Raw genomic sequence first — 15,472 nt, 5'->3', positions numbered from 1 at the left:
TATTCCCGACACAGGTAAATAACTGATCCTAATAGTGCTACATCGACCGGGCCCCGCACGCAGACACGCCGTGAACCCATCCATGGAGGCTCCGCTGCGCCATCCCTGGCGCGGAGGGTCTGCTTAGCAGCACCCGGCCGCTGCCGGCAGTGATTTACTGTTCGGAACAGTGAATTACAACAGGGCCAGCGGCATATTTTCGCATCAGCCGACCGCCAGCCACAGGGCCACGCCCAGCATCAGGGAACCGGCGATGCGGTTCATCAACTGCACCTTGCCCTTTTGCATCAATACCCGGCTCAGGGTCCGGCCGCCGCTGGCGTAGAGCAGCAGGCAGAGGAACTCCAGCACCAGTATGATGGCCACCAGGGTGACCAGTTGCCCGGCCAGGGGTGCCTGGTTATTGATAAAGGGCGGCAGCAGGGCGATGAAGAAGGCCCAGCCCTTGGGATTGGCGATGGCGGTGATAAAGCCCTGGCTGACCAGGGTGGGGATTGGGATATGGCGGGGTCCGGCATCCACCGGGCTCAGGGCCAGCTTGCCCTTGGAGCGCCACAGCTGGATGCCGAGCCAGGCCAGATAGAGGCCGCCGCCATACTTGAGCAGCAGGAACAGCTGGGGATATTGCAGCATCAGGGCGGCCACCCCGATCACCGCCAGGCAGGCCACCAGGCCCACGCCGACCAGCTCGCCCAGCATCATCCACAGCGCCCGCCGCACGCCCACCGTCATGCCGAGCGACAGGGCCAGGGTCATGCACATGCCGGGGGTCACCGACACGAAGAAAAAGGTGGGGATAAACACCATCAAGACTGCAGTATTAATAGGACACCTGCCTGTGTATCTTTAGCGACTGCCCATAATGTACGTCATTTTGGGAGAAAGACCAGAGATCGGGCTGTGGAAAATCCTGCCAGTCCTCCAGCCCCGCCACAGCCTAGTCGCTGAAGCGGGGACTGAACACCAGTTGGCCGGGCTGGATGTCCATGGCCACCGGCACCGTCTTCAGCCAGCCGTAGCGGCTGTCGTCGAGCCGGTAGACCGGCTGGTTTTCGAGCACGGCACGCACCAACTGCATCATGCCGGCGGAGGCGGCGGCCATGTCGCCACGGTAGCCGAAGGCATCCACCTTGCTCTGCAGCAGGTTGAGGTCGCGGATAAAGATGGCATTCTGCTGGCGGTCGTAAACCGGACGCCCCTCTATCGCCAGGTCGAGCTGGGCAGGGATACGGGCCACCAGGGCGTTGATGGCGGTTTCGCCCTTGAGGTTCAGGCGCACCACCTGACGGCTGTCGGGACCTATCTGCAGATCCAGGTTGTCGACCCGGGTCTGCACCAGGCCCTGGGTGAAGCGTGGTGCCTGCTCTTCCAGCAGGGTGTAGAGGGATCTTTCTATCTCGCTTTCCGCCACGCTGTACTGGCTGATGCCGGCGCAGGCACTCAGCAGCAGGGAAAAGAGGACAACAAGGGGCTTGAACATGGTACATCTCCAGGAAGCTCGGGGTCGGCAGTGTAAGCCCGGCCGGCGTACAACACAGCCGGCCGGGGGCGGTCTTCAGGCAACTACTGGCGCAGCAGTTGATCCAGCTGGTTGGCGAAGGCCTGGCGGTCGGCGGGGCTCAGGCTGGGCGGCCCCCCGGTCTGGACCCCGCTGGCGCGCAGGGTCTCCATAAAATCGCGCATGGTGAGCTTGGCCCGGATGGTACCCCGGTCGAAGCGCTCGCCGCGCGGGCTCAGCACCCGGGCGCCCTTGTCCAGGGCCTCGGCGGCCAGCGGGATATCGCTGGTAATGAGGATATCGCCGGGCTCGAGCCGGGCCACGATTTCGTTGTCGGCGATATCGAAGCCCTTGGCCACCTGTACCTGCCTGACCAGCCGGGAGGCGGGCAGGGGCAGGGGGTGGTTGGCCACCAGGACGAGCGGGGTTTGCGTGCGCTCGGCGGCGCGGAACAGAATGTCGCGGATGACCCTGGGGCAGGCGTCCGCATCGACCCAGAGCTGCATCAGTTGCGCCGCCCCAGTGCCCGCTTGCGCTCGATGGCGTCTTTCAGCTCGTAAGGGTCGACCACCACCCCGGTGGCGTCGGCGGTGGGGAACACCGCCACCAGCAGCTCGTCTTCTTCCATGCCGGGCACCCAGCGGGCCAGCCATACCTGGAGGCTGATGGCTTCGGGCTTGCACTGGCTCCAGTCGTCCACCGCCCAGTCCCTGGCGTAGTCGGGATGGGGCCAGACCGGGATGCAGTCCTCGTCGTCATCCGAGGTCAGCATCATGCAGCCGTGCTCGTCGGTGAGGATCCACAGCTCCTGGTGTTCGCACACCCGAGCCACGAAATGGTTGAAGCGTTCATCGTCTTGCATGGTCTGGGCGGCCGCCTTGTCGGCGGCGCTGAGGGTATAGCTCATGGTGCTGTCTCGTCCGGTGTTTTTCCCGCATGTTCACACCCGGAGACCCTGGTTGTCCAGCTTAAAGCGGCGGCGGCGGCCGAATTTGCTCCATGCCTTTTCATGGAAGAAGTAGGCGACGGTGTTGACCATGGGCTCGACCAGGGCGATGAGGCCGCCGACCAGCACATCGCCGGACAGCAGCCAGGCCACGGTGAAGGCGACGGTAAAGTGCACAAGGGCAAAGGTGATGGTCTTGTACATGATGACGTTCTCCGACTGGGATATGATTTAAATGATAATAGTTCTCACTATATTATCCAGCTGTTGTTTTTTATCGATTTCATTGACCGTTCCTATCAAACAAATGGCCCCGGCGGGCAATCGGGCGTTTACAGCCGGCCCTTGCTCGGGATAGATTGAATTCAGTCTTTTCCGATAAAAACGAGCCCATGGCTCAGTACAGCAATCAGGGTTGCCCATGCATTTTCAAACCGACGATATCCGCATCAACGAGATCAAAGAACTGCTGCCGCCGATAGCGGTGCTGGAGAAATACCCGGCCACCGATACCGCCTCTACCACGGTGTTCGAATCCCGCCAGGCCATTCACCGCATCCTCACCGGCGAGGACGACCGCCTGCTGGTGGTGATCGGGCCCTGCTCCATCCACGATCCGGCGGCGGCGGTGGAGTACGGCAAGCGCCTCAAGCCGCTGCGCGACCAGTACGCCGACCGGCTCGAAATCGTGATGCGGGTCTACTTCGAGAAGCCGCGTACCACCGTCGGCTGGAAGGGATTGATCAACGATCCCTACCTGGATAACAGCTTCCAGATCAACGACGGCCTGCGCATCGGCCGCAAACTGTTGCTGGATCTGAACGATCTGGGCCTGCCCACCGCCAGCGAGTTCCTCGACATGATCACGCCCCAGTACGTGGCGGATCTGATGAGCTGGGGCGCCATCGGTGCGCGCACCACCGAATCCCAGGTGCACCGGGAGCTGGCCTCTGGCCTGTCCTGTCCGGTGGGCTTCAAGAACGGTACCGACGGCACCATCAAGGTGGCGGTGGATGCCATCGGCGCCGCCAGCGCCTCGCATCACTTCCTGTCGGTGACCAAGTACGGCCATTCCGCCATCGTCGCCACCGCCGGCAACCCGGACTGCCACATCATACTGCGGGGCGGCAAGGAGCCGAACTACAGCGCCGAACACGTGGCGGCGGTGTGCGACGGGCTGGACAAGGCCGGCCTGCCGCAGAAACTGATGATCGACTTCAGCCACGCCAACAGCAGCAAGCAGTACCAGCGCCAGATGGTGGTGTGCGAGGACGTCTGTGGTCAGTTGGCCGCCGGCCAGCAGGCCATCATGGGGGTAATGGTGGAAAGCCACCTGGTGGCCGGACGCCAGGATCTGGAGGAAGGCAAGCCGCTGACTTTCGGCCAGAGCATCACCGACGCCTGCATCGGCTGGGAAGACACCGCGGCCCTGCTGGCCCAACTGGCCGATGCGGTCACCGCCCGCCGCCAGGCCTGAGCCGATAGTTGCACATTAAAAAAGGAGCCGAAAGGCTCCTTTTTAGTATCGATATGCTCTGATTCTCCCCGGAGAGGCGGCCAGAGGGCCGACTCCACCGGCACGCCGTAAACCCATCCATGGGGACTCCGCCGCGCCTTCCCTGGCGCGGAGGGCCGGCGGAGCCGTTCCCTCAGTCCGCCTGTTTTGGCATGTGCGAGCGTACAGGGATGTATTCACAGCGTGTCGGTGGAGTCCGTCCTTGGGCCGATTTTATTGCTCCCGACGGTAATCAGGAGCGCCAGCAAAAAGGAGCCTTTCGGCTCCTTTTTTGTGGTCAGGCTGGCGGCGATACCTCACCCCTCACGTATTTATTTCACTTCCACGCCTTGGGCTTGCAGATCCGCATGGTAGGAAGAGCGGACGAAGGGGCCACAGGCGGCGTGGCTGAAACCGATGCTGTCGGCCACGGCTTTCAGCTCGTCGAACTCGGCGGGCGGCACGTAGCGCTTCACCGGCAGGTGGTGGCGGCTGGGCTGCAGGTACTGGCCCAGGGTCAGCATGGTGACGTTGTGCTCGCGCAGGTCCTTGAGCACCTCCACGATTTCCTCGTTGGTCTCGCCCAGGCCCATCATCAGGCCGGACTTGGTGGCCACCTGGGGATGTATTTCCTTGAACCGGCGCAGCAGCTCCAGCGACCACTTGTAGTCGGCGCCGGGGCGGGCTACCCGGTACAGGCGCGGGGCGGTTTCCAGGTTGTGGTTGAACACGTCGGGCGGGGTGTCCTTGAGGATCTCCAGCGCGGTGTCCATGCGGCCGCGGAAGTCCGGGGTCAGGATCTCGATCTTGGTGTTGGGGCTCTGCTCGCGGATGGCGCGGATGCAGTCGGCGAAATGCTGGGCGCCGCCGTCGCGCAGATCGTCCCGATCCACCGAGGTGATCACCACGTATTTCAGGCCCAGCTCCTTGATGGTCTTGGCCAGCTTGGCCGGCTCTTCCGGATCCGGCGCCAGCGGACGGCCGTGCGCCACGTCGCAGAAGGGGCAGCGGCGGGTACAGATGGCGCCCAGGATCATGAAGGTGGCGGTGCCGTGGTTGAAGCACTCGGGCAGGTTGGGGCAGGAGGCCTCCTCGCACACCGAATGCAGCTTGTTCTCGCGCATGATGTTCTTGAGCCCCTGTATGCGCTGGTTGCTGGGAGGAAGCTTGATCTTCATCCACTCCGGCTTGCGCAACACTTCCTCTTCCGCTTCCGGCATGTACTTGACCGGGATCAGGGCCATCTTGTCGGCGTCACGCAATTTTACGCCGGGCTCGACGCGTACAGGTTTGCTCATAATTTCAGTTTCTCGGTGGTGTAGTAGAGATGTTGGTAACCAAGCTGCTCTGCCAGCAAGGGTACCAGCCGGGACTGGGCTTCTTCAAGGTTCTGGGGGCCGCCTAGGGCACAGCACTGGGTCATGGCCATACCGGCGTAGCCGCAGGGGTTGATGCGCAGGAAGGGAGTCAGGTCCATGTTGACGTTGAGGGCCAGGCCGTGGAAAGAGCAGCCGCGGCGTACCCGCAGGCCCAGCGACGCTATCTTGCTGGCGCCCACATAGACGCCGGGAGCATCGGGCTTGGCATGGGCTTCAATCTGGTACTGGGCCAGCAGGGTGACGATGGCGCTTTCCATGGCGGTGACCAGGTTGCGTACCCCCAGCTTCTTGCGGCGCACGTCCAGCAGCAGATAGAGCACCAGCTGACCGGGACCATGATAGGTGACCTGGCCGCCCCTGTCGGTCTGTACCAGGGGAATGTCGCCGGGATTCAGCACGTGCTCGGCCTTGCCGGCCTGGCCCTGGGTGAACACCGGCAGGTGCTCCACCAGCCAGAACTCATCTTCGGTGTGTTCATCCCGCCGATCGGTAAAGATCTGCATGGTATGCCACACATGCTCGTAGGAGGCCTGTCCCCAATGCCTGACGGTGAGATGATCCTGCTGCATGACGGCGTCCTAGAGTACGTACTTGACCAGCTCAAGCTTGCCCAGCTCCTGATAGAGCCGCTCCACCTGCTCCTTGCTGTGTACCGTGACGTGCACGGTGACCGCATGGTAGTTGCCCTTGCTGCTGGGGCGGATCTGAGGGCTGTAATCGCCGGGGGCATGCTGCTGCAGGACAGCCACCACCATGTCGGGCAGGCGGGCGTCGGCCAGGCCCAGCACCTTGAACGGGAAACGGCAGGGGAATTCGAGCAGCTCATCAAATTTGGTGTTCATGGCAACCTTTACAACGTGCGGTGTTCTTCGGTGGTTGGCGGAAAGCATTTCCACAACCCGTGCCGCATTTTTATCACAAAACCGGTTGTTCTAAAACCGGCAAGTTGCAAGGTCATGGCGTCGGGGCCGGAAGTAAAAAGCCGGAAGACCTGGGTCTTCCGGCTCTCGGCGTGAAAGTGAGGGCTCAACTCAGTTGAACAGGCCCTGGATCAGCAGCCTGATGTAGTCGACGAGACGGCTGAACAACCCGCCCTGCTCGACGTCCTCCAGCGCCACCAGGGGCAGGGTGACGACATCTTCGCCGGCCAGCTTGAGGTGCAGGGTGCCGACCTGTTCGCCCTTGGCCAGGGGCGCCTTCAGCGCCTGGTCGAGGGTGAAATCGGCCTGCAGGCTCTGGGCCTGGCCGCGGGGGATGGTCACCGCCACCGTCTTGTCCACGCCCAGGGCGACGTTGCTCTTGTCGCCCATCCAGATGCGCTGGTCGAGCAGCTTGGTGCCGGCCTGGTAGGGGGTCAGGGTCTGGTAGAAGCGGAAACCGTAGGTCAGCAGCTTCTTGCTCTCGGCGGCCCGCACCCGCTCGTTGGCGGCGCCCATCACCACGGCGATCAGGCGCATGTCGTCCTTGGTGGCGGAAGACACCAGGTTGTAGCCCACTTCATCAACGTGGCCGGTCTTGATGCCGTCCACGTTCAGGGACTGATCCCACAGCAGCGAATTGCGGTTGTGCTGGGTGATGCCGTTGAAGCTGAAGGACTTCTCCGCATAGATGGCATATTCCTCGGGTACATCGCGGATCAGCGCCTGGCCGAGCAGCGCCATGTCGTAGGCGGTGGTGACCATGTCGTCGCTGTGCAGGCCGTGGGGGGTGACGAAGTGGCTGTCCTTCATCCCCAGGCGGGCGGCCCAGGAGTTCATCAGGTCGGCGAAGGAGTTGACGCTGCCGGCCAGGTGTTCGGCCACGGCGATGGTGGCGTCGTTGCCGGACTGGATGATGATGCCCCGGTTCAGGTCGTCGATGCTGACCTGTTTGCCCACCTCCAGAAACATCACCGAGGAGCCGGGGAAGTTCTGGGCCCAGGCGGCCTCGCTGACGGTCACCATGTCTTCCCGCTTGACCTTACCTTCCTGCAGCGCCTGGCCCAGGATATAGGAGGTCATCATCTTGGTCAGGCTGGCCGGCGGCAACGGCTCATGGGCGTTCTGGGACACCAGTACCTGGCCGCTGGCATAGTCCATCAGCACGTAGGACTTGGCGGCGATGGCCGGCGGCTCGGGGATCATGGGAGCTGCCGTCTGGGCCTGCGCCGAAAACGACACCAGGCCGGCAAGAAACAAAGAGGGGAGAGTGTTAACCATGCGCATCACGTCTGTCGGATCCCTGTTTTAATAGGCAATAACTGCCGGTTGTAAGATGAAGATTAAGGACGATTAGTTCAAGACATAGGCCTGGGAGTAACCTTCGGCGATCAGCCGAGCCAGGGTGTCTTCTGTTTTACTGACCGGTATCGGGCCCATCTGCAGCCGGTACCACTCCGAGCGGCGCTCCACCCGGGCGGGGAAACCATACTCTTTGCTCAGACGGGCGGCAAGCTCCTTGGCGGCACCGGCGGAACGGGTGGCCAGCAACTGGATATGGCGGCCGCTATGGGCCTGGGCCAGCCGTGTTTCCTGGCCGCTGGGCGCCACCTTGATCAGTTCCACCTTCACCGGCGCCGTACCGGTTTCCAGCATACCGAGCTTGTAGGCGGCGGCGTAGGACAGGTCGATGACGCGCCCCCCGTGGAAGGGACCGCGATCGTTGACCCGCACCACCACCTGCTTGCCGTTGCTGGTGTTGGTCACCCGCACGAAGGAAGGCAACGGCAGGTGCTTGTGGGCCGCGGTCATGGTGTACATGTCGTACACCTCGCCGTTGGAGGTATGGTAACCGTGGAACTTGGAGCCGTACCATGAGGCCAGGCCTTCATCCTTGTAGTTTTCCACGTCCCGCCACACCGCATAATCCTGGCCCCAGACGTTGTAATCCTTGTTGCCCTGGCGGCTGTAGGGCTCGTAGCGGGGCTCGGCGTCCTTGACATGATCCAGGTTGGGCGGTGTCTTGGGCGCCCTGTCCTGGCGCAGGGCATAACGACCGCCGGCGGTTTCCTTGTCCCAGGCGGCGTCCTTGCCCTGGTGCTGTTGCGGCTGGTTGCTGCAGGCCGCCAGCCAAAGGGCGGCCAGCGGAAGCAGGTGTTTAGTGAGATTGTTCATAAGCCTGTTTGATCTGCTCACTCAGTTGATAGACGGCCATGGCATACAAAGGACTGCGATTATAGCGGGTAATGACGTAAAAGTTATGCCGTACCACCCAGTATTCCGGCCCCTCGACGCCATCCAGCCTGATCAGTTTCACCGGAGTGCCGGCGTCCAGCTCCGGCTCTATCAGCACACCGGCGGCGACCAGCTCGGCCCAGCTGTGATTGAGCTCCAGGGTCGGGCTCAGCAACGCCTCGGCGGCTTCAACGTTGGTGACCATGGCCGGATAGGCGACATCCTCGCCCCATTGCCAGCGGTGTTCGTGGAAATAGTTGGCCACGCTGCCGATGGCATCGGTCGCCTCGAACAGGTTGATATGGCCATCGCCGTTGAAGTCGACGGCGTAGTGGCGGTAGCTGGAGGAGATAAACTGGCCCATGCCCATGGCGCCGGCATAGGAGCCCTTGGGGGCATCCAGCGACCATCCCTGCTCCTTGGCCAGTTGCAGGTAGTGGCCGAACTCGGAGCGGAAGAAGGGGCCCCGGGGGGGATAGTGGAAGCCCAGGGTATAGAGCGCATCCAGCACCTTGTGGCTGCCCATGTGGGCGCCATAGAAGGTTTCCACCCCGATGATGGCGAGGATGATCTGCGCCGGCACCTGCAGCTCGCGCTCGGCCCGCGCCAGCAATTCCTGGTGCTCTTGCCAGAATGCCACCCCTTGCTGCAGCCGTTTTTCGGTGAGGAAGATGGGGCGGTACTGATGCCAGGGTTTGGCTTCCGCCGGCCGGGTCATGGCATCGATGATGCTCTGCTGGTAGTTGGCCTGGTCCATGGCCCGGGTCAGCTCGGCCACGGGCAACTCGAACTTGCCGGCCAGCTCGTCGAGCCATTGCTGCTGCTCGCCGTTCAGCTCGGTGGCTTGAATGGATGAGGTTAGGAGGGCGGCCGCAGAAAGAAGGGCAAGGCGCATTCGGTAATCCTTATTATTTCGCCAACAGGCGCTTATGGGTATGAACGGACATGAGAATGCCAAATCCGGCCATCAGTGTCACCATGGAGGTGCCGCCGAAGCTGATCAGCGGCAGGGGCACGCCCACCACCGGCAGCAGGCCACTGACCATACCGATATTGACGAACACATAGACAAAAAACGTCAGGGTCAGGGCGCCACCCAACAGGCGGGCAAAGGCGCCCTGGGCCTGGACCGAAACATAGAGGCCGCGGCCGATGATAAAGAGGTACAGCAGCATCAGCAGGCTGACCCCGACCAGGCCGAATTCCTCGCTCAGCACCGCGAAAATAAAGTCGGTATGGCGTTCGGGCAGGAATTCCAGCTGGGACTGGGTACCCTGCAGCCAGCCCTTGCCCCAAACGCCGCCGGAGCCGATGGCGATCTTGGACTGGATAATATGATAACCGGCGCCCAGGGGATCGCTCTCGGGGTTGAGCAGAGTCAGAACCCGTCGCTTCTGGTAGTCGTGCATCAGGAAGAACCAGAGCGGCGGCAAAAAGGCGGCCAGTGCCACGGCCGCCGCCAGGATCAGCCGCCAGGACATGCCCGCCAGGAAGATCACGAACAGGCCGGAGGCGGCCACCAGTATCGAGGTGCCGAGATCCGGCTGCTTGGCGATCAGCAGGGTGGGGAACAGCACCAGGCCGAAGGCGAGGGCCACGTGCAGCAGGCTGGGGGGCAGCGGATAACGGCTGATGTAGGCGGCGATGGTCATCGGCATCACCAGCTTCATGATCTCCGAGGGCTGGAAGCGGAAGGCGCCGACCTCCAGCCAGCGTTGGGCTCCCTTGCCGATGTCGCCCACCAGCAGCACCAGCACCAGCAGAATGACGCCGAGCACGAACAGCGGCGGCGCCCAGCGGGCATAGAAGCTGGGCGGCAGCTGGGCCAGCACCAGCATCACCACCAGAGACAGGCCGATGCGCATGCCCTGGCGGGTGACGGCATCGAGGTTTTCCCCGGTGGCGGAATAGAGGATGGCCATGCTGGCGCCCAGCAGCGTCAGCAGGGCAAGCAGCAGCGGCCAGTCCAGATGCAGCAGCTCCCACAGCGGGCGGCGGCGATGCTTATTCATCGGGGCTCCTCGGTTTGCGCCAGGGCGGGCAACATATAGAGATCGAGCAGGGCGCGGGCCACCGGGGCGGCGTGGGTGCTGCCTCCACCGGCGTTTTCCACCACCACCGACACCACCACTTCCGGGTTCTCGTAGGGGGCGAAGGCCACGAACAGGGCATTGTCGCGCAGGTGCTCCTTGGTGTTGTCGTGATCGTACTGCTGGTTCTCCGCCAGGCTGAACACCTGGGCGGTGCCGGATTTGCCGCCGGCCTTGTAGGGACTGTCGAGGAAGGCCCGGCGGGCGGTGCCCTCGCTGCCGTGCACGACCCGGTACATGCCGGCCAGGCCCACATCCCAGAAACTGTCCTGCTTGAGCACGATGGGCTCGCCCTTGCTGAGCGGCATGGGGATCATGCCGTCCGGCCCCTTGATGCCATGCAGCAGGCGCGGATGCACCGTTTCGCCCCTGTCCACCATGATGGCGGTGGCCCGGGCCAGTTGCAGCGGGGTGGCGGTCCAGTAACCCTGGCCGATGCCCACCGAGATGGTGTCGCCCTGGTACCAGGGCTGCTTGTGGCGGGCCTGTTTCCAGCCCCGGGACGGCATGATACCGCTGGCTTCCTCGTGCAGATCGATGCCGGAGAACTGGCCGAAGCCGAAACGGGTCATGTAGTCGTGCAGGGTGTCGATGCCCAGCCGGTAGGCCAGATCGTAATAGAAGGTGTCGGCCGAGATCTCGATGGCCCGGTACACGTCCATCCAGCCGTGGCCCCAGCGCCGCCAGTCGCGGAATTTGCGGCTGGTGTTGGGGATCTGGAAGTGGGGACCGCCGAAGAAGCGGGTGCCGGCGGTGAAGGCGCCCTCGTTCAGCCCCATCACCGACAGCATGGGCTTGACGGTGGACGCGGGGGCGTAGATGCCCTGGCTGGCCCTGTTGATCAGGGGTCGCTTGGGATCGTTGAGCAGGGCCCGGTATTCGGGGCCGCTGATGCCATGCACGAAGGGGTTGGGGTCGTAGCTGGGGCTGGACACCAGGGCCAGCACCTTGCCGTCCTGGGGCGTCATGATCACCGCCGCGCCGCGCCGGTCGGCCATCAGCTGCTGGGCTTGCTGCTGCAGCTCGATGTCGATGTTCAGGTAGATGTCGCTGCCGGGGACGGGCGGCTGGTACTGGAGGGTGCGGATCACCCGGCCCCTGTTGTTGACCTCCACTTCCTGATAGCCGGCCTGGCCGTGCAGCAGGTCTTCGTAGTAGCGCTCGACCCCCAGCTTGCCGATATCCCGGGTGGCGGCGTAGTTGGCCAGCTTGTTCTCTTCCCGCAGTCTTTCCAGATCCCGATCGTTGATGCGGGCCACATAGCCGATGACGTGGGTGAAGGTGGCCCCGTAGGGGTAGAAGCGCTTCAGATAAGCCTCTATCGAGGCGCCCGGAAACTTGTGCTGGTTGATACTGAACAAGGCCACCTGGGCTTCGGTCAGGCGGCTGACCAGCACTATGGGGTTGAAGCGGCGCTGGCGGCGCACGTCGGCCAGGAAGCGCTCTTTGATCTCGGGGTCCAGTTCCAGCAGGGCGATCAGGCCGTCGACGGTGCCTTCCAGATCCCGGGCCTGCTCGGGGGTGATTTCCAGGCTGTAGATGGGGCGGTTTTCCGCCAGCAGCACCCCGTTACGGTCGTAGATGAGGCCGCGGGTGGGGGCGATGGGCACCACCTTGATGCGGTTGTCGTTGGAGCGGGTCTGATAGGTCTGGTGCTCGTTGACCTGCAGGTGATAGAGGTTGGCGAACAGCACCCCCATCAGCAGCACTATGCCGATGAAGGAAATCAGCGCCCGGCGCCAGAACAGGGACGATTCGGCGCCGTGATCGCGCATCTTTACCCGGCCTTTTGCCATTCTTATTCTCGGTGGTAGGGATGGTTGTTATTGATGCTCCAGGCCCGGTACAGGCTCTCGGCCGCGACCACCCGCACCAGGGGATGGGGCAGGGTCAACGGCGACAGCGACCAGGACTGTTCGGCGGCGGCTTTGCACGCCGGCGCCAGACCTTCGGGGCCGCCGATCAGGATGGCGGTATCCCGGCCGTCGAGCTGCCAGCGGGTCAGTTGTTCGGCCAGTTGTTCCGTGGTCCAGGGACGGCCCGGAATGTCCAGGGTGACGATGCGGGCCGATTTGGGGACGGCGGCCAGCATCTGTTCGCCTTCCTTGTGCAGGATGCGATCGATATCGGCATTTTTGCCCCGCTTGCCGGCCGGGATCTCGGACAGCTCGAGGGGCAGGTCGCGGGGGAAACGTCGCTGATATTCCTGAAAACCGGCACAGACCCAGGCCGGCATCCTGGTGCCGACCGCCACCAACTGCAATTTCATCAGGCCGGGACCCCGACGGCGCTGCCACCCCAGAGTTTTTCGAGTTGGTAGAAGTCGCGGGTTTCTTCCTGCATCACGTGTACTATGACTTCACCCAGATCGACCAGCACCCACTCGCCGGCGCCCTTGCCTTCCACCCCCAGGGTGTGCAGGCCGGCATGCTTGGCTTCGGTGGCCAGGTGCTCGGCGATGGCGTTGACGTGGCGGCTGGAGTTGCCGGAGCAGATGATCATGCAATCGGTGATGGTGGATTTTCCGCTGACATCCAGGACCTGAATGTCCCGGGCTTTGAGATCGTCGAGTTTATCGACGACAAAGGCGTGCAATTCGTTACCTTGCAAAGGGGTTTTCTCCTCGATTCCAGTTGGCGGCGGATTATAACACGGGCCCTTGGTAGAGTCCCTTGTCTCGAATATAGACCGCTACCGGATCAGGCAACAAATATTGCGGATTGTTCCCGGCCTTGATGCACTGGCGGATCTGGGTGGAAGAGATCTCGAGCCGGGGATTGTCCATCAGGTAGATGCAACCGGCCAGGCGGCGGTGCAGCCGCTCCGCGTCCCGGGTGCCGTGGGTCCGGTAGAGGGCGGCGACCTCGTCGTTGAAGTCGGGCTCCCAACCGGGCCTGTGGCTGACCACCAGGTGGGCGTGATCGAGCAGCTCCCGCCAGCGGTGCCAGCGGTTGAGCGAACAGAGCGAGTCCATGCCCATCAGGAAACACAAGGGCGTGGCGGGCAGCTCCCGGCGCAGTTCGAGCAGCGTCTCTATGGTGTAGGAGGGACGGTCTCGCCTGAGTTCGCGGTCGTCCACCACCAGGCCCGGGGTCTGGGCCGCCGCCAGCCGGGCCATGGCCAGGCGGTGCTCCGGGGCGCTGTCGGGAGTGGTCCTGTGGGGCGGGATATAGTTGGGCAGCAAGCGCACCTCCTTCAGTCCCAGCCGCTCCAGCATGCTGATGGCCGGGCGCAGGTGGCCGACATGGATGGGGTCGAAGGTGCCGCCCAGGAGTCCTATGGGTTTGCTCATGGGGTGATGGCCAGTGGTTGGTCGTCGAGAAAGCCGACGCAGATACTGTACAGCCAGCGCCAGGCCTCGTCGTCGTCGAAGGCGGCGACGGCCCGGTCGGCGGCGGCCAGCATGGTCTGCAGCTGATACAGCTTGGCCGGTGGCACGCGGCCCAGCGCCGCCTGCAGCAGCGGCTGACGGCTGGACCAGACGTGCAGGGCGGCGGCGGCCTGGTGGAAGGACTGGCCGGCCTGCAGGCTCAGTTGCAACTGCTGCAGTTGATCCAGCTCCCGGGCCAGCAGATGGCACAGCATGCCGGCTTCCACCCCTTCCTGGCGCAGTTGCAGCAGGATGCGGCAGGCGCGCCTGACCTTGCCCTGCAAGAGAGGGTCGAACAGCTGGAAGGGGTTGAAGTGGTGATGGGGCTGGACGTGCTGCTGCAGTGCCGCCAGGGTCAGCGGTTGGGGCAGGGCGAGCAGGCCCAGTTTGTCGATTTCCCCGGCCAGGGCCAGCAGGTTGCCCTCGAAGGCGTAGGCCAGCCAGTGCAGGGCGTCGGGTTCGGCCCGCAGGCCGTGCCGGTGCAGCCGCTGTTCGAGCCAGCGGGGCAGGTGACGGGCGTCCGGCGCCGCCACCGGCACCAGGGGGCCGGCCTCGGCCAGGGCCTTGAACCAGGCGGTTTTTTGCTGCTGCTGGTTGAGGCGGGGGCCGGAGAGCAGCAACAGCAGATCCGGGTGGCGTTGGCGCAGCAGTTCCCGCAACCGCTCCGAGCCGGCCTTGTCGAGCTTGTCCGGCAGATGGATCTCGATGATCTGGCGGGCGCTGAACAGGCTCAGGGTCTGGCTGGCATCGAAGATAGCATCCCAGTCCAGGCCCTCGTCGGCATCGAAGCGGTGGCGTTCATCAAAGCCCCGGGCGCGGGCTGCCTGGCGCAGGGTGTCGAGCGCCTCCATCTTCAGCAGGGGCTCGTCGCCATAAATAAAATAGCAGGGCGACAGCCCAGCCTGCAGATGCTGTGGCAGTTGCTCGGGGTAGAGACGCATCAGAACGACAGGCGGTTCAGCTGACGGAGGATCTGTTCGGCGGCCTCGTGTTCCATCTGTTCGCGCAACTGCTGCTGTTCACGGCTGGAGGCCAGCGCCTGATCGGATTTGTCCAGGAAGCTGCGGTTGAAGGTCACATTGAACACCTGGCGCGGCTCGCCGGGCATGTCCAGGGTGAAGCGGGTACCGAAGCGCATGGCGTATTCCAGGGTATCGGCCCTGGCGTTGACCGAGGCGACGGTATTGCCCTGCCGCAGGGGAGCGATGGTCAGCACCGGCGTGGCGCCATCCGGCGAAACCAGTTGTACCCCGGCCCGTTGCAGCCGGGCCGAAACCAGACGGTAAAACTGGGTCTTGTCGTCACCGGCCAGGGTCAGCCGGTGCAACTCGGGCGGCAGGTTGTCACCGCCCCTGAGCTGGAAGCCGCAGCCGGCCAGCAGCAGGGTCAGGGCGATCAGCATCCCGGCCTTGATTCGAGAGAGCATACATACTCCTTTAAAAACAGCGATAAGCTTTAAGCCGGAAGCGTGAAGAGAAGGGCTTGAGTGAACAAGCCGTTATGCAATCCTTTCCAGCTTCCAGCTTCCAGCTTCCAGCTTCC

At 63.5% G+C, this 15,472-nt stretch carries 18 protein-coding genes and 1 pseudogene; 1 reads left to right on the top strand and 18 read right to left on the bottom strand.

What is annotated here, in order from left to right; genetic code table 11:
• Nucleotides 1-204: 204 nt before the first annotated feature.
• The 5 genes and pseudogenes from ACT7DK_RS14485 to ACT7DK_RS14465 all read right to left on the bottom strand — a co-directional run.
• The gene (locus tag ACT7DK_RS14485) at nucleotides 205-807 is read right to left on the bottom strand and encodes a LysE family translocator (RefSeq protein WP_445400332.1); all 603 of its coding nucleotides are present in this window, start codon (nucleotides 805-807) and stop codon (nucleotides 205-207) included.
• 130 nt (nucleotides 808-937) lie between these two features.
• Nucleotides 938-1,480 (bottom strand): DUF1439 domain-containing protein, encoded by a 543-nt coding sequence (locus tag ACT7DK_RS14480; protein WP_445400330.1) that lies wholly within the window; start codon nucleotides 1,478-1,480, stop codon nucleotides 938-940.
• Nucleotides 1,481-1,563: 83 nt separating this feature from the next.
• The gene (locus ACT7DK_RS14475; RefSeq protein WP_445400328.1) at nucleotides 1,564-2,004 is read right to left on the bottom strand and encodes a YaiI/YqxD family protein; all 441 of its coding nucleotides are present in this window, start codon (nucleotides 2,002-2,004) and stop codon (nucleotides 1,564-1,566) included.
• Nucleotides 2,004-2,405, bottom strand: coding sequence for a DUF2750 domain-containing protein (locus ACT7DK_RS14470; RefSeq protein WP_445400326.1), 402 nt, complete (start codon nucleotides 2,403-2,405; stop codon nucleotides 2,004-2,006). The genes ACT7DK_RS14475 and ACT7DK_RS14470 overlap by 1 nt, the downstream gene beginning before the upstream one ends.
• Nucleotides 2,406-2,486: 81 nt before the next feature.
• Nucleotides 2,487-2,648: pseudogene (locus tag ACT7DK_RS14465) on the bottom strand (DUF2061 domain-containing protein); the annotation flags it as partial.
• A gap of 217 nt (nucleotides 2,649-2,865) precedes the next feature.
• Here ACT7DK_RS14465 and aroG point away from each other — a divergent pair.
• On the top strand, nucleotides 2,866-3,921 hold the full coding sequence (gene aroG / locus ACT7DK_RS14460) for a 3-deoxy-7-phosphoheptulonate synthase AroG (RefSeq protein WP_445400324.1): 1,056 nt from the start codon (nucleotides 2,866-2,868) through the stop codon (nucleotides 3,919-3,921).
• 350 nt (nucleotides 3,922-4,271) lie between these two features.
• Here aroG and lipA read toward each other — a convergent pair whose 3' ends face one another.
• The 13 genes from lipA to ACT7DK_RS14395 all read right to left on the bottom strand — a co-directional run bounded on the left by lipA (nucleotide 4,272) and on the right by ACT7DK_RS14395 (nucleotide 15,356).
• Entirely contained in the window at nucleotides 4,272-5,237 is a 966-nt protein-coding gene (gene lipA, locus ACT7DK_RS14455) for a lipoyl synthase (protein WP_445400322.1), read from the bottom strand.
• Nucleotides 5,234-5,887, bottom strand: a complete 654-nt coding sequence (gene lipB / locus ACT7DK_RS14450; RefSeq protein WP_445400320.1) for a lipoyl(octanoyl) transferase LipB — start codon at nucleotides 5,885-5,887, stop codon at nucleotides 5,234-5,236. The genes lipA and lipB overlap by 4 nt, the downstream gene beginning before the upstream one ends.
• A 9-nt stretch (nucleotides 5,888-5,896) precedes the next feature.
• Nucleotides 5,897-6,160, bottom strand: coding sequence for a DUF493 family protein YbeD (gene ybeD / locus ACT7DK_RS14445; RefSeq protein ID WP_445400318.1), 264 nt, complete (start codon nucleotides 6,158-6,160; stop codon nucleotides 5,897-5,899).
• Between the two features lie 189 nt (nucleotides 6,161-6,349).
• Nucleotides 6,350-7,516 (bottom strand): serine hydrolase, encoded by a 1,167-nt coding sequence (locus ACT7DK_RS14440; protein WP_445400316.1) that lies wholly within the window; start codon nucleotides 7,514-7,516, stop codon nucleotides 6,350-6,352.
• A gap of 72 nt (nucleotides 7,517-7,588) precedes the next feature.
• Complete coding sequence (locus ACT7DK_RS14435; RefSeq protein WP_445400314.1) at nucleotides 7,589-8,410, bottom strand: septal ring lytic transglycosylase RlpA family protein; 822 nt, start codon at nucleotides 8,408-8,410, stop codon at nucleotides 7,589-7,591.
• Complete coding sequence (gene mltB, locus ACT7DK_RS14430; RefSeq protein WP_445400312.1) at nucleotides 8,394-9,365, bottom strand: lytic murein transglycosylase B; 972 nt, start codon at nucleotides 9,363-9,365, stop codon at nucleotides 8,394-8,396. Before mltB ends, ACT7DK_RS14435 begins: the two co-directional genes overlap by 17 nt.
• Before the next feature lie 13 nt (nucleotides 9,366-9,378).
• Nucleotides 9,379-10,482 (bottom strand): rod shape-determining protein RodA, encoded by a 1,104-nt coding sequence (gene rodA, locus ACT7DK_RS14425; protein ID WP_445400310.1) that lies wholly within the window; start codon nucleotides 10,480-10,482, stop codon nucleotides 9,379-9,381.
• Nucleotides 10,479-12,356 (bottom strand): penicillin-binding protein 2, encoded by a 1,878-nt coding sequence (mrdA, locus tag ACT7DK_RS14420; protein ID WP_445400308.1) that lies wholly within the window; start codon nucleotides 12,354-12,356, stop codon nucleotides 10,479-10,481. The genes rodA and mrdA overlap by 4 nt, the downstream gene beginning before the upstream one ends.
• Before the next feature lie 2 nt (nucleotides 12,357-12,358).
• Entirely contained in the window at nucleotides 12,359-12,829 is a 471-nt protein-coding gene (gene rlmH / locus ACT7DK_RS14415) for a 23S rRNA (pseudouridine(1915)-N(3))-methyltransferase RlmH (protein WP_445400306.1), read from the bottom strand.
• Nucleotides 12,829-13,170 (bottom strand): ribosome silencing factor, encoded by a 342-nt coding sequence (gene rsfS / locus ACT7DK_RS14410; RefSeq protein WP_445400304.1) that lies wholly within the window; start codon nucleotides 13,168-13,170, stop codon nucleotides 12,829-12,831. The genes rlmH and rsfS overlap by 1 nt, the downstream gene beginning before the upstream one ends.
• Before the next feature lie 34 nt (nucleotides 13,171-13,204).
• Nucleotides 13,205-13,852, bottom strand: a complete 648-nt coding sequence (gene nadD / locus ACT7DK_RS14405) for a nicotinate-nucleotide adenylyltransferase (RefSeq protein WP_445400302.1) — start codon at nucleotides 13,850-13,852, stop codon at nucleotides 13,205-13,207.
• A complete protein-coding gene (gene holA / locus ACT7DK_RS14400; RefSeq protein WP_445400300.1) occupies nucleotides 13,849-14,871 on the bottom strand; it encodes a DNA polymerase III subunit delta in 1,023 nt (340 codons plus the stop codon). The genes nadD and holA overlap by 4 nt, the downstream gene beginning before the upstream one ends.
• Nucleotides 14,871-15,356 (bottom strand): LPS-assembly lipoprotein LptE, encoded by a 486-nt coding sequence (locus ACT7DK_RS14395; protein WP_445400298.1) that lies wholly within the window; start codon nucleotides 15,354-15,356, stop codon nucleotides 14,871-14,873. The genes holA and ACT7DK_RS14395 overlap by 1 nt, the downstream gene beginning before the upstream one ends.
• Nucleotides 15,357-15,472 lie beyond the last annotated feature (116 nt).

Source organism: Zobellella sp. An-6 (assembly GCF_052487945.1).
This window is presented reverse-complemented; position numbering and strand designations above follow the sequence as displayed.